Here is a 23980-nt window from a genome sequence, read left to right as displayed (position 1 = left end):
GTAAGCTTCGTCTACAGAGTAGCATAAATCGGTTCGAATGAACATTTTTTAAGCGGATTGTCTATCCGCTTGTTTGCTGTACACTTTTTTCAGACTGCACCAAAAAAACAAACGGCACAGGGGTTTCCCTCATGCCATTTTGGATTCCATTTCTATTCTCGGTCAATGTCATTGAGTTAACTTAATGACATTGCCTGGCTAGGTGGCTTTTTTAATGTTGTTCCTATCAAGCGACAATCCCGGTTATTTCTCCAGCTCGTAGCGTGCTGCGATAATGCCCGACTCGAACGTTCGGCTGGACAGCAGCTTGAGCTTGGTTTTCTCTCCGCCGCCGTCGAATACCGATTTTCCGCCGCCAAGGATGACCGGACAAATGGTCAGCAGCAATTCGTCGATCAAGCCTAACTCAAGCAGCGTTTTCGCGGCTCCCGGACTGCCGAAGATGACGAGGTTTTTGCCAGGCCGTTCTTTGAGCGCCTTGATTTCTTCCGCGATATTGTCTTTGATCAGTATCGTATTGTTCCATTCCGCCTTCTCCATCGTGCGGGAAAGGACGATCTTCTCCACATCCTGTATCCATTTGGCATGCTCCATCTCGTGACCCGACGCATCCGGATCTTCCAGTACCGTAGGCCAGTAGCTCTCCATCAACCGATACGTCGAGCGTCCATATACCGGGGAGCCGACCTCAGCAACGATCTCCTCGGCGTATTTCATGAGTTCCTCATTGTACGGAATCCAACCCAGTCCTCCGTTTAAATCCGACGCATAGCCATCCAGTGACACATGCATGAACAATACGAGCTTTCTCATATCCGTTTCTCCTCCGATATTGAATTTGCAGGCTTGCATACTTGTTTATTCGCGAAGCTCATTATACTATCCTGCCCGTGGTCGCAACGCAAATAGAGCAGCCGCTGATTGCAGACTGCCCCATGAAAGGGACACCAATTAAGGTGTCCCTTCTTCTATACTTATTAACCGCGCTCCAGGAATACTTGTTTGACGTACCTCAAAAAACGAACATCCCCATACAACACGATTCGCTCGTTTAGATCGTGATACTCCTCTTGTATGTTGGAATGGCGATTCGTTCGTTCATCGATCTGACTATCAAGTTGATGAAGCTCGTTCGCTAATCGGATTCTGGTCGCCTCTAGTTCCTTCGTTAAGGATTCCAGCTCCGGGCGGTGGGCTTGTTTGATAGCGTCCACCTTATCCCGCGCCCCGCTTCTATACGTCTGTTCCGCATCATTTAATTTGGATTTCCGATCCTTAAACCTTAACGCTATGGCTGATATTTCACTGCGCGGAAGAACTGCAGGGAGTTTGGTCCGGTACCTGCGCTCGATTTTTCTTTTCCAGTCGATCAATGCTTTCGCTTGAGCCCGGCTCATGCCTACGTGAACAGAACCGCCGTTTTTTAAAATCAAATACACCTTATCGATTTGTTTGCGGCCATAGGACTGATTAATCGTAATGTCCATAAAATCGGCCGGCGTGCGAATGCCGTTCGTTCGTAAACGGCGTTTCATCTCATCGTCGATATCCTGAATTTTATCCTGGCTAATCTTATGTTTGCTTAATTGCTCTTCCAGCCATGTTTTCTGGAAGGAGGACAGTGTGCTGGACAATTCCGTTTTCTCCAGTTGGTCGATGGTTTGTCTTTCGCCAAGCAGCCCGCTTAGCTGAACTTGAAGCTCCTTCTCCACAGCTATCGTTTCTTGCAGTTCCCGATTCGCCGCTTCCTCGATCCTTTGTACAAAATCCTGAATGAACCACTCTTCGATTTTGCTAAAGTTGTGCTTGGTCTCGTTCAATTCGTTCAGTTCGTTTCTTAAATCGAGTAATACAAGGTCCAGCCTCTTGATGTCTTCGTTCGTGACTCTCTTTTCCTGGACGACCGGAATTTTCCGGTAACGCCAGCTTAGGAAGGCGATCTCCGTTCCAAACCCAAAAATCGAACAAATGAGCAGCGCTGCGACCGGCGCACTACTGTATATGACAGCGGCGGCTGATGCAGCTGCTATTAATATCAAGAAGGAAACCACTCGCTCCAGCATGAAACGATCTGATGTTGTCGACTGCGCCTTGCGTGGTGCCGGTTCAAGAGAAATATGATCCAAGACCCACGAAGCCCCACCAGAATACGAAGTTTCCGGCCGAGACGAAGCCTCATCCTTTGCATCATTTACATCATTTACATCCACTGCAACCTTCAACTGCTTCCGATCTATGAGGCGACCATACAAGGCGGTGAGTGAATTCATAATTGCCGATGCCGAAGTTTTAGAAAAGTCCGAGATACGCATGTTTGAAGAAGGTGTGTCCCTTTCCTCCAATTCGGGATCTGGGATGCCAGGCACCTCGGGCACTTCCACGCTCGCGTATGCTCGAAGGGAGTTAGCTGAAGATCGTACCGCATTGTTTGGAGCAAGCGCCAGCAATTCGAACGCCTGTGATTCATCCGGACGGAGAAAGTCATTCCGTCGAAAGAGGAGGCATTCCTCCTCCTCTCCCGCTTGAAGTGAATGCCACAATGAGGGATCGGCACAAACAGCTGCGATTGATATCCAAATTACCCATGCCGAAAAGTGATCGATATAGGGGCCGAAATGCCCTTCGTTCCTCCCCGGGTGCTGATAGTTTCGATGACCGAGCTCATTGCTTGGCATGCCGTTTAAAGCGGGGACATACATCCCATCGTAGTCGATCAGAATGATCTCGTCGTTGTTGATCCGTATATTTCCATGCTGTAAATCGCCATGCCCGATATGGAAGGCACGCAGCTCGCGTGTCATGATCCGCCATTTATCGGAGAGTTCTTGAAGCAGGTCGGCACGATGCAAATTCCGCCCTACATATTCGTGCAGAGACTCCCCTTCCACCCACTGCATTTTCACGACCGGGAACCACTGACCGTTAATGTTGATGCCTTCGGAAATGTATTCGAAAGGGACAAGATAAGGAAGAGGATTCGCGCGTAAATGCAAGCTGATGGCATCGTATCGGATCTTCTGATCTTTGACATTGTTGGTGAAGCATCTGACCGCCCACTCTCGCTCGCCGCACTTCAGTTTGTACACGCTGGCGAAACTTCCCGATATCGGACGGGGCAGGCCGAGCTTATCCAATTCAGGGAGTCCCGACCGCAGCTCCGGATCCATGAAGCAGATACGCGGATTTTGGATCGCTTCCCTATAATCCTGCGGAGTGGGCCAGAACAAATGCCTCACGTCCCTTTAACTAATTTTAGTCGAATAAAAGTAACGTCATCGTTCCTTAGATAGGCATGGCCTTTACGGTGGATCAGCTGTCTTTCTTCATGCACGAGATGGTTAAAGGCACGCGCTCCGTCTAGCTCGAGTAGTCGCCTGATCACACTGCGATCTTCCTTGTAACGAGTCAACAGCCAGCAGGCTAAAGCATCAGTCATCAACCAGAAGGCGTCTCCTGCTTCGGCGGTACCGCTCCATTGGTGTACGAACGCATGAAGCCGGGCGTTATTGGCCGCGTTACTCGAGATGAGAACAGGTCGACGCCCAAAATCATCGACGGTGCTCAGAGGAAATGATGAGAACACCGTATCCCCTCTTACATGAAAAATACAGCTGTCGCCGACCGCGATCCCGTCAAATGCCGCGGACTCGGCATCGTTCGCAAACCTGAATGTGATCCCCGCCAATGTAGAGAACGCCCCGCTGCTGAGCTTCTCTTGCGCGTACCACGGAAGGCTTTTGCCGCCCGTTTTTTTCTGCCAGGCTTTCAATAACGGAGAGACCGATTTATGGATGGTTGTACCATCGAATCTGCCAAAACAATAACCGCTTGCGAGTAAATTCGCCCATAAATCGGCATATGAAGACTCGCTTGCTCCATCCGCTATAGCGAATCTACAGATCGTCGCATCTTTCTGAACATGCGTACTGATATGGGAGGCATCCTCATATTCATCGCTGCGATTCCCTGCCTTCGGCAATGAGAAACAGTCGCTTTCGATTCGCATACCCGGCATCCCTTACCGCAGATTGGCCGGGCGCGTTCCGATATCAAGCGCCTGGATCACAAGGGTTAAATCCGCATTAAGCACAAAACCTCTCGCTCCATCCGAAAGATTCAAGTCGTATTCCTGATTGGCGACCTGAATCATGAACTGCGTCAGCGGACTTGAGCCTTCATAAAGAACCCTTGAGTACGTATCGGGCAGCGCATCCGCGGTTTCCGGGAAACGCAGCTCCACCGCGCTCGGACTATCCGAGATGTGCAGGTTGAATAGCAGTACATTTCCGTCATCCGTCGATAACGCTCTTAGCTGCTCCATTTCGACCGTCGGATCGCCGTCGGTCGATTCCCCGTCCGTGATATGAATGACAACCGGCGGGAAACATTGCGTGTACTCACCGATCCATTGCGTCAGAACGGCATGAGCCGTCCTCATCGCTTCGCACATCGGCGTGCCTCCGTTTGCTACGGGCTCAAACCAGACCGGAAACTTGACGAGTTGATCAACCAGCCCGCTTGCCCCGTCCGGAACTTTCTTCAATCGCTTATCCAGCTTGGACGGATTATCGGCAATTTCGCTAATCGGCACCATTTCTTTCCCCGCCAAGACACCTCCGAACGCCGGACCGACCCCTGCGCCATAGCCAATTACGCCGACATGATAGTAATCACGAATCCCTTCCGACTTTGCGCACTTGATAACGAGATTTTGCAATAACCGGTTGATCGCGTCCGATACGCTCTCGGACTTCGTGCTTGCCCCGAACGGATCAGACATCGATCCGGATTGATCGATAATAAACAAGATACACGACGGATTCGAACGGCTGATTTCTGCTGAATACATGAGCTCACCCCTCACAATAGGTACTTGCTTATTTCTATTCGAACGGGGACAAAGTATTGACAATAAAAAAGCAGCAGTCGCAAAATAGAGTCGGTCGTTGATAGCTTGGCATAAACGAATTGCAACTTTTTTACAGCTTTTAACGTCCTGATTATATTCATTATTCTCGCATTTATTGGTTACTAGATTTATAGATTAAGGAGTTGAAGCCTACCGTGTTTCGAACCAGATTGAAATCTTACCTAATGGTGGGATGCGCAACGCTTGTACTCGCATCTGGATTTTCAGCTGTTTCCCCAGCCCAAAGTGTTGCCGCAGCCACGTCAAAGCCGGTTACAATTATGTTGGACGGATATCCGCTACCGTTTCCTGTGGCTCCGTTCGTCACACAAGGAACGACGATGGTACCTTTCCGCGCGATTGCAGAAGCGCTCAGCATTCAGGTCGATTGGTCAGATAAGACACAGACGGTAACAGCAACGAAATCAACGAACGGTACTGTCCGGAAAGTCATCCTCATTCTTAATAACAATAAAGCGATGGTGAATGGACAGCCGCAGCTACTCCGCGTAGCTCCGCTGTCTAGAGACGGTTCCATCGTAGTCCCGCTCAGTTTCTTCAGCACACAGTTCGGCGCAGCCGTAAGCTGGAATAGCGAGACGAATTCCGTCTCCATCCTATCCCCAAGAGAGAAGATGTACACCGAAGCCTTCTATGCCATTTCTTCCTTCAAGGAGGTCGGATTGATCAATAAATTCAATTCTGTATCCTTCGGGTGGACGCGAATCGATACGACAGGCGAGCTGACGCTGAAAGGCAAAGATTTCTACTGGCCGCCAGCGGCGGGAAGCGTGACTCCGGAATCCATCGTGCAAGATACAGCCTCTAACGGCGGTAGGCCGAAGCTGATGGCGGTCGCCATGGACGGCAATGATGAGCTGACTAAACTATTGAAGGATCCAGCGCTGCAAGCAAGCGTCATCCGACAGCTCGTATCGCTTGCAGCGGACAATCAATTTAGCGGGATTACACTCGACTTCGAAGGCCTTGGTCTCGCCGGCGATTTGCCTGCCATTCAGCAATCGTTCACCGCCTTCGTCAAACAGCTGGATGCGAGCGCGGAAGCAGCGAATCTGTCCTTAACACTAGCATTGCATCCGCTTAATAGCTCCTATCACGGCTACGACTATACGAAACTAGCCGCCTATACAGATGAGATCATCATCATGGCATATGATTATTCGTACGAAGACGGACCGGAGCCGCTGAGCCGAGTCGATGAAGCGATCCGGCTTGCGCTCAAAGCTGTTCCGAAATCCAAGCTCGTGCTCGGGATTTCCATAGGCAGCGAGACCGCACAGTCGGTAGCAGGCCCAATTGGTCTGGCCAAACGGTATGACCTCAAAGGCGTCGCCTTCTGGCGCCTCGGCATCATCGGCAGCAATACAATGACTGCCATTGAGAAAACAATTGAACTCCGATCATAACAAAAAGGGTTGCCCATCTAAACAGGGCAGCCCTTTTTGCACTTCGGAGCATTGAACGATCACTCCCCTATTCAAAATGGGGCTCGTCCCTCCATAAAACGTCTCGAATTTTCTTATCAATGCCGCTACCTCATGGTGCGGATCATCATATAATCTAGTATTCGAATAATGATAGCGGATTAAGCGACGGAAACAATTTTGTCAAATGGGATGACTAAGATATTGATTCCATTTGACATCGCAACAGCGTTGTCGTTAACAAAAGCGACAGTACCTAAGACCAGTATGCCCGTTGTAAGCGTGATCTGCGCGGTTGATAATGAAGTTGCGCGCAGTGTCAGTAATTGTTTTATATAATCCATAGGAACGACCTCCTTTACGAATGAGACTATATTAATATATTACAATCGCAGGGCTCATGTTCTAGTCTATTAAACTATCATTTTCTAATAGGAGGCTGCCCGTAGATGAAGTTAATAGACCGCTATAACATCTACTTTCTGTCCTTGCGTAAAGTTACCGTCTTCCTGTCTAATGGAAGGATCATGCGTGGTCATATCATTCAGCTTCATGATGACTTCTTGTCCATCCATGACCGAACATACGGCCCGATCGATATTCCTTTTCAATCCGTTGTTGCTCTAGCTCCTATGCGCAATCTCAGTAAACGGACAAAGAAAAAACGCGTCAGTCGCACCGCCAAAATAAAATCATGATCTTGATTCACAAAATAGCATGGAGTTATCTTCGAACACGAACGCCATCCATGATGTAACCGGTGCTGTCGACGATGACTTCCTGTTCAGGAAACAGCTCCCCGCCCACTGCCGTTACGAAAGCATTCGAATCGACGATATGGATCGGTGTTTCCACTGCATAATACGCATTGCCGAGCGGCCCGCTCTCCTCTCGGAGTGTATAGACATAAGCGCCTTTCTCATCCTGATGAACGGCTTTGTTAGGCACAGTAATGGTTGGCTCGCCTTTCATCTTAGTAATGCTCACGGAAACGCGTTCTCCACCCCGAAGTGCCGCCTCCTTGATGATGATGGTCACCGAACTGCTTGAAGCACTTCCCCCTATATTTCCACTCGGAACATCACTGTCCGCAAGATTAGGCTCGCCGGAAACCGTTCCCTGATCGATAGCCGTGATCGTTCCCTGGAGCTGCTGTTTCGTGTCCTCTTCAAGGGTGATGTCATCCATCACTTCTCCGACTTCCAATAGGGCTGCCGTAGCGCCGGGAACCTGAATCCGAATCTGATAGCCCTTGGACGTATTGGACAGAACAAGATCCGGCAGTCCTCCTGACGGGAGCCCTTCCGCTGCATTGACTTGCGTGACGATGCCGTCGAATGGAGCGGTTAAGCGACTGTTCTCCAATATGCTCTGTTTCAAGTTCTTGATATACTGCTGCTTGGTCGCGATGTCGAGCTTCGCCGTTTCGATCGCATTTCCTGCGCTGATCTTCGCGGTTACGTCCCCTCCGTTCACCGCCGCAATATAATCTGCTTGCAGGAGGCTCATGGACAGATCCAGCTTCTTCAAGTCTGTATTCAGATCCGTGAGCTGCTGCATGGCATTGCTATCATCATATTGAATCAACAGTTGACCGCGGTGTACTTGGTCTCCTTCCTTAACGAGTAAGCTCGACACTTTCCAGCCTGCCGGATTCGCAAGCGCTCTCGTCTCGCCAGGCTGAAGAATTGCGGTGGTTTCGAAGTTATGCTTCACGGTCCCTTCTTCCGCAGCAGCCGTATAAACTTTCGGCAATGACAACGATCGCAGTGTGTTGCCAGCAAGGGTAAATGCGATTAGCATAACGACAAACAAACCGGCGACGACACGAATCCGCCGTTTCCTGGACTGGATAGCCCGTTCTTCCATCACGATCACTCCTGATTATCCTTTGATGCCCGACTGCTGAATGCCTTCTACGAAATACGACTCCGCGTAAAGGAACAACAGCACCGTCGGTGTCATATACAGCACGGATGCGGCGAATGCAATGCCCTTCGATGCTGCATTGATTTGAGCCAAGTACAACGAGAGCGGCTGCTTCTCCTTGTCCTGCAGAAAGATGAGCGGCTGTTCGATCATGTTCCAATTATCTATGAACAGCAATACCGCGAGTGCAGCAAGCCCCGGTGTGGCAAGCGGAACAATAATTCGTGCGAAGATGGTCCGGTGGCTGGCTCCGTCGATTTTGGCTGCTTCGATGTAAGCCATCGGGATATGCGCCATGAACTGGCGCATCATGAAGACGCCGAAAGCGCCGAAGATGCCAGGCAGCACGATCGCAGATGCGTGGTTCATAAGGCCAAGCTTGTCGATAACCAGAAAGTTCGGAACAAGCGTCACCTGGAACGGCATGAGCATCGTCATCAGATAAACGGCGAACAGCTTGTCGCGTCCGAAGAATCGCAGCTTCGCGAACGCGTATGCGGCAAGCGAAGCGACGACTGACTGACCCACCACGATAGGTACGACTAGCAGGACCGAGTGCCAGAACATGCTGAGATACTTCGGGCTCAGGACGAGCACTTGCGCGTACTGCGCGAATGTGAGCCAATCCGGAAGCAGCTTTAAATTGACGAAAGCTTCCTTCCCGCCTGTCGCCGTATCGGCCATTTGACCAAGAAGGCCGTAGTTTCGGTCGATTTCCGCTTCAGTCATCAGTGAATTCGTGACGGTCAGCACGACTGGGACCAGCATGGCAACCGCGATCAAGCCGACCAGCAGAGTGAGCGCAAGCCGTGAGTTACGAGACATGTCTTTCATAGCGCTTCACTCCTTGTTACTCCGTATTCTCTCTGAACCGGCGCTCGATGCGAAGCAGTCCCAATGCAAGCAGGACGATGAAGCCGACCATCAGCGTGGCTGCAGCCGTCATCTTCTGGATATCGAGCGATTGAAACATGTTGTTCATGTAATGCTGCAGCATGTACATCCGGTCATAGGGGTAATCGCCTGCCAATAGATATGTCTCGCGAAACACCTTGAACGAGCCCACAATCGAGATGAGCAGGACGAAGAAGAGGGTCGGCGTCAAGTAGACGATTGTGATCGTCCGAAACTGATGGAACCTGCCTGCCCCCTCAACGGCTGCCGTTTCATAATAATCCCGAGGGATGGATTGGAGTCCCGCCAGGAACACGACCATGTTATACCCGATGTTCTTCCAGATGTACATGACGATGATAATGCTCATCGACCAATTCGATTGGAGCCAATCGATTCGCTCCCATCCAAAATGATGCAGCCACTTGTTCAACGTCCCGTTCCAGTCAAACGCAATTTGCCAGATCAAGACGACCGATGCGACGGGCACGACAAGCGGGAGCATGATCGACGTGCGCAGCCAGCCTCTTGCATAGAGCTTCCGGTTCAAGAGCAGTGCAATTGTGAGAGACAGCACAATCAGGAGCGGTACGCCAATGCCCGTGAATAGCATGGTGTTCGCTGCCGCCTTGCGGAAGGAGTCGCTTCTCAGCAGCTCGATGTAATTTTGGAAGCCAACGAACCCTCCGCCCATCGCGGGATCTGTAAAGGATTCATAGATGCCGAGCAGAAACGGAATGAAATAGAAGATCGCGAATCCGGCCACGCTGGGAAGCAGAAACCAGAGGGCATGTGCCCCGTCCTTGCGAATCCACGCGAACGCCCCTCTCCTACTCATTGAGGTAGGTCGTCACTTTGTTTTGGACAAGGTTCGCGACATCCTCCGCAGACTTCTGTCCGGCGTAATAGGCTTTCGCTTCATCGACGATAATCTCCCTGATTTTATCCGCATCGGCATCCATGACGGGGTGTACCGCTCCGTTCACGTAGCTGTTCAAGCCGTTCAGCATCTCTTGGTCCACCTTGACGTCCTTCCCCTGCAGCGGACCTTCCGGATAGGATTTGAACGATCCTTTCGCTTTCAATTCCGCGATTTGTTTGGTGAATGCCGCTTTATTGATCGGAAACCCGGTTGAATTCGAAGAGGACTGGATTTCCTCCGACATTAAGAATTTGATGAAATCCCAAGCTTCCGGCTTCACTTTGGAGCCCGCAGAGATGGCAATGTTGCGGTATGTTTTGAAGTAGCCGCCAGGCGTATTCTCCTGTGCATGAGGTTTCGCATACAACCTCATATGGTTGCCCAGCTCCTTGTGGGTCAGCTTCACACCGAGCGAAATCCCTTGCATCGTCTCCAGATAGTCGCTCGGCGAATTGATTTGGACGCTTTGGAAATACGCGTTCGAGCCGCGGCCTATCTTGGAAACGACGCCGTCGTCAAACAATGATTTCACTTGCTTCATCAGCCCTGTAAAAGAAGCCGAATCGAACCTTGCCTTGTGCTCCGCGGCATCCATGAACAAGTTGTAATCGTCGCTGACCATCTCGCTCAGTAAGTACTCGGGACCGAAATACGACAAGGCGGAAGGAAGCGGACCCTTCGCTGTGAGCTCCCCCGCCGTCTTCGCAAAATCGCTCCAAGACCAAGCTTGATCGTCGAAATTCACGTTGGTTTTGGCGATGGCGTCGGCATCTCCGGCGAAGCCCATCAGGAAGAAGGTCATCGGCATCTCATATAATGATTGGCCGACACGTACGTTATCCAGGATATTGTTGAAGTAGTCGGATTTATTGAAGCTTGTATCCTGCGCTAACATCGGATTCAGATCGGCCAGCAGGTTATGCTTCACGTAATTGTCGGCGGGCAGCAGGTCCATCTGAAGCAAGTCAGGTCCTTTGCCTGCCAGCATAGCGGCGTTCGTCGTCTTCGCATACTTGTCGATGTCGGCTTCCAACGTTTCGTCCGCGTAGTCTCCTTCCTCCAGCTTGATTTCAATATTAGGGTGCAGCGCCATGTACTTCTTCGATGCATCCTCGAATTTGGAATCTTGCCAGAAAGCGGAGAACACAATCGTTTTCTTCCCTCCATCCGATTCGGAAGCTGCATTCCCTTGCGAACCGCTTGTCCAGACGTTCGCGTTCTCTGAAACTGCATGGCCAGGCGCTTCGCTTCCGTTACTCCCGGCTCCGTTATTCCTAGCTCCGCTATTCCCGCTTTCGCTGCTGCAAGCCGTTAAGGGTAGGACAAGCAAGCAGCCCGCCAATATGCTAATTCCATATTTTCTCATAAATTGACCTCCTCCGGACTCGTATGATTCTCAGCCCATCATTCGGGCTCCATCACAGAATAAGCGGGAGTTGTCACCGAAACTTCAACCACTTGCATCCAAAATGTCTCCGATTCGCAAACAAGAAAACGACAGATCGGATGAACATATCCAACCTGCCGTTCTATGTGTGAGGAGGAGTCGGCGCGGTTCACCGACTCCACCTGTTATTGAAACTGGATAATGAAAGGCAGAAGCCTTGCCGGCGGTGCCGTTTCTGGCGCAGCCTGGCTCTGCTCGGCTGCTGCCGCAGAGCGTCTGCGTCCGTCGACCAGAAGCGCGCTGTCGTCCGGACTCCACGACATGCGGACCGGGTAAACGCCTTGATAGACGGCTTCCTGATACAGGACATTATTCCCTTGCAGCCTGCCAGCGAAGATGGTGTCTTTCTCGTTCTGCGTATACGCGATCAGCTTGCGGTCCGCTGAGATCTCGAAGCTGTCGACCTTCTCCAGCAGTACGGCAAGCTCTCCGTTGCGGCAATCGTACTGAAAGAGCGTTCCATCCGCGCCAAGGAATGCGAATTGATTCTCGTTGACCCAAGCACTCTCTTCGTCTCTCGAGGGATGGTCGTACCGAACGGTAAACTCGTCACCAACCCGTTCTGCCATCTCGACCATGTTCCCCGTGTCGATCAATGCTCGGCTTCCATCCTCCGATAATCCAACCATTTTGACTTCTCCGAAATCTCGAAGTCCTGTCAGCTGCAAGTACATCGCCGTTTCTTCCTTCACGTTGAACACGACGATTTGCATATTGCCGCGGCCCTCCCCACGTACGAGATAGGAGACGAATCGGCTGTTCGCCGACCACTTCAAATTTCTGGACGATAATTGATATTGCGCGTTCAGCGGTGCGTTTATTTGCACGGTTTTCCCATTTGATAGCGATAGAAACGCTAGTGCGTTGCCAGTCTTCGACTTCACAAGGTAGGCAATTCGCGTTCCGTCTGGAGATAATGCAAACCAGTTGTAATCTGGCAGCATGCTGTCCATTGGCTTGAACTGTTCATATGGCGGCGCGAGCTGCTGTACGCGAAGACCCGTTTCCATCGATCCGCCACTTGCCGCGCTCAGTCCAATCAGGTTGGATTTGCCAGACCAGCCGAGCGTCTGCATATCGGTCGCGGCCGAATCCGTAAGACGGTAGATCGTGCTGACCCGGAAGGATTGACCGCTATCGCCGTCAGACATCTGGTCTTCTTCGGTATTCGAGATAATGATCGTCTCCGAGCGGGGATTGCTCATGCATCCAATAGACACCAGTAATATGATCGCCGCTAACAAAATCAGCACTATACGTGAGCTCATCTTCGTCATACAGCATCCTCCCCACTCGCAGCAGGCAGCTCTACGTGAACGATCGTCAGCCCGTCTTCGACATCCATACGAATCGTTCCGTCATGATCGTCCACAATCGACTTAACGATGCTAAGACCAAGTCCAACGCTGCCTTCTTCCTTGAAGCGGCGATCACCTGAGTAGAAAGGTTCGAATATCTCGGCCAGTTGATCATGGCGAAGCGTCTCGCCTATATTGGCGAACTCGAAACGTATGATTCCCGCTCCAGCGTCCGACTCTGCCTTGACCGTGATTTCCGATCGAGCCGAGCCGTACTTGATCGCATTGTCGAGTAGGTTAATGAACAGCTGCCTGAGTCTGTCTCCCTGGCCTAACACATACAATCCGTCTTGAACCGAGTGACCGATAGTTTTCTTATAGCGTTTCGCCCTGATCTCCATCGCATCGCAGACATCGAGCAGAATGACTCCAGCCTTGACGATCTCGAATGTCCCCCGTTCGGTTTTACGCCGCGACACTTCAAGCAAATTCAGAACCATGCCATGCAGTCTCCGGCTCTCATCCACAATATGGTTCATCCCTTTATCGAAGAAAACGGGATCGCTCGTCCCGTTCTCCCGTATCACCTCGGCATAGCCAAGAATCGAAGTGAGTGGCGTCTTCAGCTCGTGGGTCACGTTGTCGAAGAAACGTTTCTCTTGTTCGTTGAGCTCCTTCAGCCGGTCTCGGTCATGCGCGATGGTCGCGATTTGGCTGTGGATACGCCCTATCATCTCGTTGAAGTTGACTGCCAGCCGGCCAATTTCGTCTCTGCGCCGGATGTCGCTGCGAATGTTTAGATTCCCTCCGATGACTTCCGTAGAAGCACGAGTCAGCTTCACAAGCGGAATCGTAATATGCCGGGATAGCAAGTAGGAGAAGAGAAACGCAGCCGCGAATATCGCAAGCGCAACATAGAAGATGAAATTCAAGATCCTTCCGCTCTGCTCGTACAACGGGGAGAAATCTTTGACATAGCGTAAAATGCCTACTTTGACGCCGTCAATGATGACCGGATACGAATAGTAGACAGAACCTATATTGCCTGTATAGGTGATCGTATAAGCGGTTTTTCCATCCAAGGCTTGCTTCAAGTCGTCCGTGGAACGGCTTGAGAACGCACTGCCGTCCGATGCATACAGCAAGATGCCGTCAACCGTGTATGCAGCTACGTCACTCGAGGAAGCACGATGCAGATCATCGATCATCTCCTCAGCCATTTGCCCGAAGTACAGATCGTTGTTCGTGAAATGATGAATGAGGAACGCTTGCCGGACATAGACGTTGGCGTTGTTTTTGAGTTCGATCAGATCAGAGGTAATGATCTTCTGATTGCTGCTCCGGATAACTTCCTTCAAGGTCAAATTGAGCACGAGAAATGAAAGGCAGAATATCAAGAAGAAACCGACGACAAATTTGGCCCGGATCGTTCTGAACATGTAGTCAATCCGCCTTCTTCTCGAACTTGTAACCGATCCCGAATACCGTCGTAATCAGCTCCCCCGCATCCAGCTTCTTGCGCAGACGCTGAATATGGGTGTCGACGGTTCTCGTATCGCCAGGGAAATCATAGCCCCAGACAAAGTCGAGCAGCTCTGACCGCGTAAAAATCTTGCCCCGATGGCCGAGCAGCGTTAGGAGCAAATCGAATTCCTTCGGCGTTAGATCAACAGGTTCGCCGCTCTTCTTAACCAGCCGTTCGTCAGGGAGGACGATGATATTGCGGAAGCGTATCGACTTGTCGCCTGACTCTTCGTCCGTGTTCTGATTAGCCTGCGTAAACCGCCTCAGAATCGTCCTTATGCGGGCGACGACTTCGCGTAGATCAAATGGCTTTGTAATATAGTCGTCTGCGCCAAACTCGAGGCCGAGAATTTTATCCGTAATATCCGATCTTGCCGTAATCATAACGATAGGCCGATTATAGCTCGCAGTCACCTTCTTGCAGATATCCAAGCCGCTCTGGTCCGGAAGCATCCAATCAAGCAGCAGCATATCTGGTTGGAACAGCTCCAGCATTCGGAGACCGTCTGATCCGCTGGCAGCAATACGTGTCTGGAATCCTTCTCTCTCCAGGCCGTAGGCAAGCAAGTCGGCGATTGCTTCCTCGTCTTCAATAATGAGTATTTTTGTTTTCTCCATAGTGAGCTCCAATTTCATTCTGAACTAGTCCATGTATAAAGCTTGTACAGTATTAATGAAAGCATGTCCTACAACATCATAGCTTCCAAATGTTACGGGAGCATATAGAAGATGTCAACATAATGTCTCCGACTTACATCTAATAAAAAAAACGCTCAAATAGCGGATCCAGCGTAGATTCAATCCGCGCGTGTATTTTGTTCACAATTGTTACAAACTAATTCCAAATCGGAACAAAGATGGGGAGCATGAACGGATGATGTCGTTATGGATTTTTCTGAGCTTCGCAATAATAGCCTTTATTTCCTTGTATATCTTGAGCAGGAAAACGAACGTCTCTACCGTGTTGGGCAATTATTTTGGAGCCAACGTTCTGATTACAATTACAGGAGTAATCATCAACATAAATTTACAATTAACCAAGCAGAGTCCTACAAGCCATCTTATCTTTTGGACGCAGAAAATTCCTGAATTATCACTCAAGCCAGCGTTACTGTTATGGTTCATTTATTTTTTGTTTTCTACTAGATCTAATTTTAGTAAATGCATTCATGCTGTTATCTTCTTAACGGCTCTTGTCTCAATTGAGATCTATTTTGTTCATATGAAGTACTTACAATGGGTGAATTGGAATGTCTTTTATTCCTATCTGAGATACTGCCTAATTACGTTGTTGCTGGCTATTTACACCTTTTATCTAAAGAAACTCAGTCTTAACGACAAAGAAGTGAGAGCAATATGATACTGCCCCTCCCTGCAAAATACGATGCGAACGAGATATTTATCATCCTTTCGACTGTGCTTACTTTTGTCCTCATGTTCGCGTTACCAAGACGATTGTCTGCTGTTACCTTCACGATCATTTGGACCTTTAATATCTTTCTGGCTCTGCTCGCTGATGTTACCATTGCCGTGAAACCTTATGAGCTTTACTTTTCAGTCGATGAAAAAACGTATGAACTATTTGATTTCGTATTGAATAGTGCAACATACCCGACAGTACCTTACTTTGTAGTGAACTTCTATCAACGCATCCAACCTAGAGGTTTACAGTTACTGATGTATGTGCTCTTGTGCGCTGGAGTTGCGAGTGCTCTCGAATGGATTTCGGTGCAATTTCATGTGTTTACATACACCGGTTGGAAACTATATCTGTCATTTCTCGTTTATATCGTTGTGTTTGCCGTTAACATCTGGCTTTCCAACTTTATTGAGAAGCGGCATCCTTGCAAAAGCTCGTCACGTTCATAGGCCTGGCTGTACCCCTCTCTCCAACTTCACAACCGTAGTCGTGCTTGTTTGCGCTTGTGCGGTATGTCTCATAAAGGATTTATTCTTAATTGCCTGTTAGGCTACATAATGCCAATCGCAAGATAGATGGCCGTGCACCAGACGAATATGGCAGAGCACTTGTTCACGATATGCATCAAACTTCCCGTGCCATCCAGCTTCTTCATGATTGAACCTGCCAGCAGTAACCCAAAGAACCAAATCCAAGATACGGATATACAAGCGAATGTGAATAATACTTGTTCCGACCTGACATACTTCAATGCGCTTGTTCCTATCACACCGACGGTATCGAGAATGGCGTGGGGATTCAATAAGGAAACGGACAAGGCGAATATAATTTGGTTTCGGACTGGCAAAGCTACAGTAGATTCATTCTTGGTTGGTTTGGAGCGCCAAATCATATACCCCATATAGATTAAGAACATAATGCCAATCATCAGAAGGCTGATTCGCAGCCATCCAAATTGCATGACAATCGTAGATACGCCCAAGACAGCTGAAACGATTAACAAAGTATCACATAGTGCTGCTGTTACGGCTGCCGGCAGCGCCTGAAATAGTTTGGGCTGAGTGGCTCCTTGCGAGAATACGAAAACGTTCTGTACCCCTAACGGTAAAATGAGACCGAATGCTAATATGATTCCATGAAGAATGGCGTCCATTTCATCAACTCCCTTTCCTTTACCATGATACTGTGATACAACAAAATGAAAACAACCAATTGGATGTTTTCTCATCCACCCAATTTGCAGGAGATCATATATGAAGTGGAAACCTTATGCTCAATCTCATCTAACCATTCATGAGCAAATCGTAGATTGGATCAAATCCCGTATTGAACAAGGTCACTGGGCTGTTGGCTCGAAGCTCCCGACGCAGCGCCAATTAGCAGCGCAATTTAATGTGAATCGAAGTACGGTTCAGCTTGCACTTGATGATTTAAAGGCGGATGGATTGATCGAGGCTCGGATGGGATCAGGGGTTTATGTCGCTAATAATTCGTGGAATATGCTGCTGAACAGAACACGACCGAATTGGCAGCGACACATTGAGTCGAGTATTCATAAACCGAACTTGGACACGATTCAAATCATCAATGAGTACGAGCAAATGGAAGATATCATCCGTCTAGGAACAGGAGAATTATCTCCAGATTTACTGCCAACGAAACAATTAGAACAATCTTTACAAGAAATATCACTTGAATCCAAGGCAATTGGCTATTCTGCACCACAAGGGAGTTTTAAGCTTAGGCAATTACTAAGTGAATATTTGAAGAAACGCGGCATCCAAACAGCACCAGAGAATATAATGATCGTCTCTGGTGCACTTCAAGCGCTTCATCTAATTGCCCTAGGATTGTTAGAGAGAGAATCCTTTGTTTTTCAAGAACAGCCATCCTATCTGAATTCTGTACTTCCCTTCCAATCCGCCGGGATGCGGATGGTTTCAGTTACTCGTGATGCAAAGTTATTAACTACATTAAAGACTCTCAAACGAAAACGACAATCGATCTTCTACTGTGTGCCATCACTGAATAACCCTACTGGGCAGAGTTGGTCTGTGAAAGAGATGCAAGATATCTATCATGCGTGCAAAGAGCTGCAGATTCCGATCATCGAGGATGATGTGTATCACGAGCTGCGATTTCAAGACTCTTCTCCTGCGATGAAGTCGTTTGATACGTTCGGACAGGTGCTTTACATCGGCAGCGTATCCAAAACCCTTAGTCCCGGATTGCGAATTGGCTGGGTTGTCGCCCCTTCGCCTGTCATTGAGCGATTAGCGGATATTAAGATGCAAACGGATTATGGTTCAAGTGCTTTCTCCCAAGAAATCGTCACACACTGGCTAGCATCTGGTTTATACGAGAAGCATCTGATCGACCTTCGGGACCAATTGAAAAGAAGAGCTTCGTTGGTTGAAGAATTGTTGGAAAAGCACTTCAGCAGAATCGCCACATGGAAGAAGTCTGAAGGTGGATTCTATATATGGCTCAGGTTCAATGAACCAATTGTGAATAAGGAGTTATTCTTAGCGCTACTAAATCGAAAAGTGTTAATTAATCCAGGTTATATTTATGATGCTTCTGATTTACATCACGTCCGTCTATCGTATTGCTATGCATCCGTGGACGAGATTCAGGTCGGATTGCAAAATGTGCTTGATACAATTCGCCATCAAGAATAGAACTCAAAAAGCAAGAGCTCCTGCTGGAAGAATTCAGCAGGAGCTCTTGTATTTAGTGCTGGATTTATTTGAAGCTGTCCTTATGGACGGCACTTCTTGTTTATCTCCTACAAGTAACCCTGTGAGTCTGCCTCGCTAAAAAGGTTTTCCTCCCATCATAGCACGAGTTACAGAATCTGTAACAGATTACAAATTAGTGGAGTTCTCATGGCATAAACAGTCAATTTGCTTGGTTCACACAAGCTTAATAAACTTGGGCTGCTCGCCTGATAAGAACACGGCAAACATCTTAATTTTCTCTACCTCACTCCTAAATCTAACCCCATCCCAACGTAAACCGATTGTGGTATAGTTCGGAAAGCAAATTCCTAAGAGGTGGTAATACAATTGTTAATCGATAACGAATCTTACTTCTGTATGCAGTGCCAAATGATCCATATCCGCCAGCAAGAGGATCTCATCATGACGACCGGCTGGGTGCATCTTGACAGCATTCAATATGCAGTCGGGTGCTGCAATCAACACGAGTCAAAGCCGCATAGCCAGAGCCATACATCCTCCTGGCATCGGGATTGAGATAAGTTCTTGTTCATTTCATGAAAGCGATAAATCTCCTGTCATTGCAGCTCATTGTTCCCTCCCATTAGCTGGAAGTTTAATTCTATTGCTGGAATGAGTTCTACATGATTTAATAAGTATTAATTTACTTATTCATGTCTGAATCCACTCATTGGGAGCGTAATATGAGCAAAATTGCTGGTTTTTTCGAAGTGCACAAGAGCGGCATCATCGAGAGCTGGATTAGACGCCTGGAGGTTGCCTTTCCGGGGGAATACGATGCGGAGAAGCTGCGATTGCAATGCAGCCGATATGTTGATCTCATTGCTGACGTCCATATCCCGCTTGAGGAGCACGAGGTTTTTCTCGACTATAAAAAGTGGTGCGAGCTGCTGTTTGCCAAACGCGTTCCGATTGAGCATGTCTTGCAAAGTTCGATGTTCTTCAGAGAGGCTTTCTTCGAGAAAGTTGCTGAGATCGAGGCTGAACACATCGGGTTGGTACCCTTGATTGCTGAAGTGGTCTATCGGATCGACCAGTTTCAAGCATTCATTTATGCTCATTTCTTATATCATGCGCTCGGTAAGATCGAGCAGCAAGATAAATTAATCGAGGACATGCACGCGGACAAGCTGAACCTAATTGGCAAGATGGCCTCCAGTATGGCGCATGAAATTCGAAACCCGTTAACTTCGATAAAAGGATTCCTCGTTCTCCTTCGTAAAATCCTTCCGCCTCCAGCACTCCACTCGGCGGTGAAATATTTAGATATCATTGACAATGAATTTCGCAATATCGAGATGCAGATTACCGGCTTCCTCAGCTTCTCCCGCAAGCCGATTGCCGAGGAGAATTCAGAACCGACACCGATCAACGACTTAATCGAGAAGACGCTTCTTCTCGTAAACCCGCTGCTGCTCAATGAGAATATCGAGTTTTTGTCGGATACGGAAGAAGGTCTGCAGATCGATATTCAGAAGCTTGCCTTAATCCAGGTTTTCTCAAATCTGTTGAATAATGCAATCGATGCGCTTCGCGAGTCCGATCGCCTCCCGAGAATAATTGCCATAAGGGCTTTTGCCGACGGTGACTATGTTTATATCCGTATTAGCAATACCGGACCGGAAATACCGGCATCCATCCAGGCGAGCTTGTTCGATCCATTCGTGACGGGAAAAACCGAAGGTACGGGTTTAGGGCTTGCCATCTGTAAACAAATCGTAGAGCGGAACGGCGGCGAGATCACCTTCGAAACGAACGAGAGGGAAACCGCGTTTACGCTGCGGTTTTCTGCATTCAGAGGGACTTCGGAGCACCAATAAAATGTGCTCCGCTCCCTCTACTTTAAGTGCGGGATTCCGCTTCCGCATCTATCGATCAAAGCCAGCTTCTAGCGTAAGCACGGCTCCGTCGTTCGCGGCCAAACTTACGAGAACTCCATTAGCTCCATCGGTCTCGGCATTACCACGCCAGCATTGTGCCAGATGCCACCCTTCAGCTGCATGGACGTGGATCGTCTTCGCCTGAGGCGAATGGTTAACGAGAACAGCGACAAGCTTGCCTTCGCCTGCTGGATGCTCCGTTATGCCGACGAGCGGATCCTCCTTGCGAAGGATTCGGCCACGGGTTGATTCCTCCGAAATCGCGCGATAGATCTTCCAATAGCGATTCGCTTCGGGTTCGGAGCATGTCTGCTTCCCAAGCGTCATCGCAAGCTCGATGGGAAGCGACATGAAATAGACTTTTCCCTTCCCGTAGGAAGCTCGCGTCAATACGGGATTCCCATCCGCTTCTGCCGCTAATGTTTCCGCCCGATCGCAGCGAAGCGTCCAGCGGAATGATGAAGGAACTGTGATTGATGTATTCTCCGATCCCCCAAGCTTCGTTTGCGCAGCCTCAGCCCGCCGCTGCCGATTAAGCACGGTAAGACCGGTAACCTCAGAGAAGTGAAGTAAATACCCGTCATCGACAGAGATGTAGAGAGTTGCGCCTTCGGAAACACGCTGCAGCAGCTGTTCCCATCTGCGCTTCGGCATGCCGCGAACTCCGGTTACCGATGGCAGCAGATAGAGTTCGGCCTCAGGCAGTGTCTGATCCTCGAAACGGCACGTCAGATCGAATCCGGCTTGCTTGGCGAGCGCGAAGCTTCCGAATGCCGTCGCCCAGTGGTCTTGATCGGAATTCAGTATGCATACCGCTTCGATTCGTCTCGGGGGAAGCGCAAACGGATATTCCGCAATGTCTCGCTTCAGCTTGGCCATTTCCGTCAAGACGGGTTTCACGCGCCCCTCCTCAGTCAGCAGTCCAAGTTCACCTTCGCAAGCCACCTCATCGTAAGGCGCATGCGTCAGCTTCGTTTGATCATTCGCGCACCACCATTGCAACCCATGCAAACCATGCGCCCATAGGTTAAGCATGCTCGTTCGGGCGAAGGCGGCCGCGACTTCATCATCGCAAACCATCGGTCCCATCGTTCCAATCTCTTCCGCAAAACAAGGCTTGCCTCCGATTCCCGAATAGAACAAGCTCTCCGCCGTCGCATGGAGTGCGGGTCGCATCGTATCCATCGGTTCATAATCCATATGAGGCGTCCAGTAAGGATAAGGGTGCGTCGTCAATATATCCGTAAGCTCCCCTTGATCCTGCATCGTCCAGCTTCCTCTCGGAAAGAGGCAATGCATGCCGGAAATGAGCGGCCTGCTGGCATCTGCCCGTTTGATCGCATTGGACAGCGAAGACGTCCATACCCAAGCCTGCTCTCGATTCGCGACCTCTCCCATGCTATTGCATTCGTTACCAAGGTCCCAAGCAATAATGGCCTGTGCCGGCTTCATTCTCGACACGAAATATGAAACGAATCTCACCTGCCACAGTATCGAATCCGCATCGGTGAGAATCGATTTGCCGCGCAGCGCGGGAGGAACAAACAATTTGCCACTCATCCATCCCGTGATCAGGCCGACGATCAGTTTAATCCCGTACTTGTCCGATAACTGAACGAATTCCTCGAAACGCTTCATCATCAAGTCGGATACGCCAGCTTGACCTGCTTCGTCATCAGACAGATGCGACTCCCCGATCCGATACGAAGAAGGAGCTCCGAATTCGCGATAATGGATTTCGATCGGTTGGAAATCCGGCCAGAGCGGGAACACGCGCAGAACTTCGATTCCTTCATCTGCAAGCCTGTTCAAGTCCGATTCGACAACGTCCGGTCTCCAATCCGACCACATAGCCGTTCCGGCATGCGAAGCCCAATAGTTGCAGCCTACGAAGAAGGGACTATTTAATTGATTCAATAGAAGATTTGCGCTCATGCAGCAACTCCAATCCAGTTTTCTATAACCATACCGCAATTCAAACGGTCCCTTAATGGACTGATCAACGAAAAATGGACTGCAACTTCGAACCCCTTTGTAAACTCGACCGAATCCTAAGCCTAGTTGAATTCATTTCCGGTAAAAGCAACGAGTGAAAGAATAAACAGCGAGGCAACCAGCACGAATAACCCCATACAAATATAAGATGAAATTTTCTGCGAGCGTGGTGAAACCGTCACTCCCCAGCTGATCAGGAATGCCCAAACGCCATTGCTGAAATGGAAAACCGCTGCCAACACGCCGATGACATAAAGGATAAAGTACATGGGATTCGCGGTAATTTGGTGCATCTTCGACCCCAGATCCTCATGTGTGATATGTCCCAGATACACTTGCAGACGCGTATTGAAGAAATGCCAGAAAACGAAGATAAACGTAAGTACGCCTGTCATGCGCTGCATAATGAACGCCCAGTTTCTCCCGTACGAATATTGTCCGGCGTTCGCGTTGGATCGGTAAGCCATGTAAAGTCCATAAATGCCATGAAACAATATAGGCAGGTATATCCCAAAAATCTCAAGCATCGGTTTGAGCGGTAGACTATTAATAAAATGTACATACGCAGCAAATCCATCCGGTCCCCGTTCAAATGCTTGAAAGTTGATGGATACATGCACAAGTATAAAGCCTCCTAGAGGAATTACACCGAGCAGCGAGTGAAGTTTGCGCCAGTAAAATGAGTTTCTTTTCATCGTTGTCTTCTTCATCTCCTTGATTACGGATAATAATTATCGACGATTAACAATGCCTAGAATATAACGCTGTCGTTCCTTACCGTCAACTGGGAAATCCAACCAAGCTGTTCTATTGAAGGCTGGCTGTTGTCATTCTCACAAGTAAATCTTGTATACCCGAAACGCTTCAAGCCAATAATATCCCCCTTTGTACATCATCACGTTGTGCTGTCGGTCGTGGGTACTGATCGTCTGCTGCAAAGCGGTTATTTCCGTGCGAAAATGGCGCAGGAAGAGCTTGTCCAGGCGTCTGGGATTCCCTATACAATCGTACGTGCGACTCAATTCTTCGAGTTCGCCGGCACAATCGGTTATGTGGCTGCAGAGGGAGAGACCGTCCGGCTGCCTTCCGCGCTTGCGCAGCCGATGGTTTCGGATGATGTCGCTGCCGCCGTGGCCGATTTCACATTGAGAGAACCTGCGAATGGAATCGTTGAAGCAGCCGGCCCTGATCAGATTCCGCTGGACGATTTCGTTCGTCAATATCTGAAGGCGACAGACGACAAGCGGTAAGACATTACAGATCCGAATGCACTCTGCTTCGCTGCTGTAAAGGTGGATAATCACTCTCTAGTGCCAAGCGGCAGCGATGCATGGATTGGCTCCACGCGGTATAAGGATTGGCTCATCCAATCTGTAAAATCCAATTAAACTGCAACACAAAAAGGCCGCCGAAATCGGCCAATGTCATTAAGTTAACTCAATGACATTGACCGAGAATAGAAATGGAATCCAAAATGGCATGAGGGAAACCCCTGTGCCGTTTGTTTTTTTGGTGCAGTCTGAAAAAAGTGTACAGCAAACAAGCGGATAGACAATCCGCTTAAAAAATGTTCATT

20 protein-coding genes are annotated in these 23980 nt (G+C 49.1%); 5 read left to right on the top strand and 15 right to left on the bottom strand.

Going from position 1 to position 23980, the window contains the following annotated elements; all coding sequences use genetic code 11:
* Positions 1–243: 243 nt before the first annotated feature.
* From A8990_RS30450 to A8990_RS30435, 4 genes are all read right to left on the bottom strand, one after another.
* Positions 244–813 carry a dihydrofolate reductase family protein gene (locus A8990_RS30450; RefSeq protein ID WP_116192778.1) on the bottom strand — a complete coding sequence of 190 codons (570 nt, stop codon included), beginning with the start codon at positions 811–813 and terminating at the stop codon, positions 244–246.
* A 164-nt stretch (positions 814–977) separates the two neighbouring features.
* Positions 978–3086, bottom strand: coding sequence for a BUD32 family EKC/KEOPS complex subunit (locus A8990_RS30445; RefSeq protein ID WP_147306900.1), 2109 nt, complete (start codon positions 3084–3086; stop codon positions 978–980).
* 146 nt (positions 3087–3232) lie between these two features.
* Positions 3233–4006: a hypothetical protein gene (locus A8990_RS30440; RefSeq protein WP_116192776.1), complete on the bottom strand. Its 774-nt coding sequence runs from the start codon at positions 4004–4006 to the stop codon at positions 3233–3235.
* Positions 4007–4018: 12 nt separating this feature from the next.
* Positions 4019–4849, bottom strand: coding sequence for a vWA domain-containing protein (locus A8990_RS30435; protein WP_116192775.1), 831 nt, complete (start codon positions 4847–4849; stop codon positions 4019–4021).
* Positions 4850–5094: 245 nt separating this feature from the next.
* On the opposite strand from A8990_RS30435, the gene A8990_RS30430 reads away from it, so the two are divergent.
* The gene (locus tag A8990_RS30430) at positions 5095–6336 is read left to right on the top strand and encodes a stalk domain-containing protein (RefSeq protein WP_116192780.1); all 1242 of its coding nucleotides are present in this window, start codon (positions 5095–5097) and stop codon (positions 6334–6336) included.
* Between the two features lie 179 nt (positions 6337–6515).
* Here the strand turns inward: A8990_RS30430 and A8990_RS30425 are convergent, their stop codons facing one another.
* On the bottom strand, positions 6516–6698 hold the full coding sequence (locus tag A8990_RS30425; protein ID WP_116192774.1) for a hypothetical protein: 183 nt from the start codon (positions 6696–6698) through the stop codon (positions 6516–6518).
* 105 nt (positions 6699–6803) lie between these two features.
* Here A8990_RS30425 and A8990_RS30420 point away from each other — a divergent pair, with 105 nt between their 5' ends.
* Positions 6804–7052: a hypothetical protein gene (locus A8990_RS30420; protein ID WP_116192773.1), complete on the top strand. Its 249-nt coding sequence runs from the start codon at positions 6804–6806 to the stop codon at positions 7050–7052.
* 25 nt (positions 7053–7077) lie between these two features.
* On the opposite strand, the gene A8990_RS30415 is transcribed toward A8990_RS30420, so the two are convergent.
* From A8990_RS30415 to A8990_RS30370, 8 genes are all read right to left on the bottom strand, one after another.
* A complete protein-coding gene (locus tag A8990_RS30415; RefSeq protein WP_116192772.1) occupies positions 7078–8223 on the bottom strand; it encodes an efflux RND transporter periplasmic adaptor subunit in 1146 nt (381 codons plus the stop codon).
* A 15-nt stretch (positions 8224–8238) separates the two neighbouring features.
* Entirely contained in the window at positions 8239–9117 is an 879-nt protein-coding gene (locus A8990_RS30410; RefSeq protein WP_425463946.1) for a carbohydrate ABC transporter permease, read from the bottom strand.
* 16 nt (positions 9118–9133) lie between these two features.
* On the bottom strand, positions 9134–10015 hold the full coding sequence (locus A8990_RS30405; protein WP_116192771.1) for a carbohydrate ABC transporter permease: 882 nt from the start codon (positions 10013–10015) through the stop codon (positions 9134–9136).
* A complete protein-coding gene (locus A8990_RS30400; RefSeq protein ID WP_116192770.1) occupies positions 10008–11465 on the bottom strand; it encodes an ABC transporter substrate-binding protein in 1458 nt (485 codons plus the stop codon). Before A8990_RS30400 ends, A8990_RS30405 begins: the two co-directional genes overlap by 8 nt.
* A gap of 206 nt (positions 11466–11671) precedes the next feature.
* On the bottom strand, positions 11672–12823 hold the full coding sequence (locus A8990_RS30395) for a hypothetical protein (RefSeq protein ID WP_116192769.1): 1152 nt from the start codon (positions 12821–12823) through the stop codon (positions 11672–11674).
* Positions 12820–14283, bottom strand: a complete 1464-nt coding sequence (locus A8990_RS30390; RefSeq protein WP_116192768.1) for a sensor histidine kinase — start codon at positions 14281–14283, stop codon at positions 12820–12822. Before A8990_RS30390 ends, A8990_RS30395 begins: the two co-directional genes overlap by 4 nt.
* Positions 14284–14287: 4 nt before the next feature.
* Positions 14288–14986, bottom strand: coding sequence for a response regulator transcription factor (locus tag A8990_RS30385; RefSeq protein ID WP_116192767.1), 699 nt, complete (start codon positions 14984–14986; stop codon positions 14288–14290).
* Positions 14987–16338: 1352 nt separating this feature from the next.
* Entirely contained in the window at positions 16339–16941 is a 603-nt protein-coding gene (locus A8990_RS30370) for a LysE/ArgO family amino acid transporter (protein WP_116192764.1), read from the bottom strand.
* Between the two features lie 100 nt (positions 16942–17041).
* Between A8990_RS30370 and A8990_RS30365 the strand changes: the two genes are divergently transcribed.
* Both A8990_RS30365 and A8990_RS30360 read left to right on the top strand, forming a co-directional pair.
* Positions 17042–18469, top strand: coding sequence for an aminotransferase-like domain-containing protein (locus A8990_RS30365; protein WP_116192763.1), 1428 nt, complete (start codon positions 17042–17044; stop codon positions 18467–18469).
* Between the two features lie 743 nt (positions 18470–19212).
* Entirely contained in the window at positions 19213–20349 is a 1137-nt protein-coding gene (locus A8990_RS30360; RefSeq protein ID WP_181909849.1) for a sensor histidine kinase, read from the top strand.
* Between the two features lie 48 nt (positions 20350–20397).
* Here the strand turns inward: A8990_RS30360 and A8990_RS30355 are convergent, their stop codons facing one another.
* Both A8990_RS30355 and A8990_RS30350 read right to left on the bottom strand, forming a co-directional pair.
* Positions 20398–22344: a glycoside hydrolase 5 family protein gene (locus A8990_RS30355; protein WP_116192761.1), complete on the bottom strand. Its 1947-nt coding sequence runs from the start codon at positions 22342–22344 to the stop codon at positions 20398–20400.
* Between the two features lie 122 nt (positions 22345–22466).
* Positions 22467–23099, bottom strand: coding sequence for a succinate dehydrogenase cytochrome b558 subunit (locus A8990_RS30350; protein WP_116192760.1), 633 nt, complete (start codon positions 23097–23099; stop codon positions 22467–22469).
* Between the two features lie 219 nt (positions 23100–23318).
* On the opposite strand from A8990_RS30350, the gene A8990_RS30345 reads away from it, so the two are divergent.
* The gene (locus A8990_RS30345; RefSeq protein WP_220376854.1) at positions 23319–23654 is read left to right on the top strand and encodes an SDR family oxidoreductase; all 336 of its coding nucleotides are present in this window, start codon (positions 23319–23321) and stop codon (positions 23652–23654) included.
* The last annotated feature ends 326 nt before the right edge of the window (positions 23655–23980 follow it).

This window comes from Paenibacillus taihuensis (assembly GCF_003386535.1).
Classification (GTDB): Bacteria; Bacillota; Bacilli; order Paenibacillales; family Paenibacillaceae; genus Paenibacillus_Z; species Paenibacillus_Z taihuensis.
This window is presented reverse-complemented; position numbering and strand designations above follow the sequence as displayed.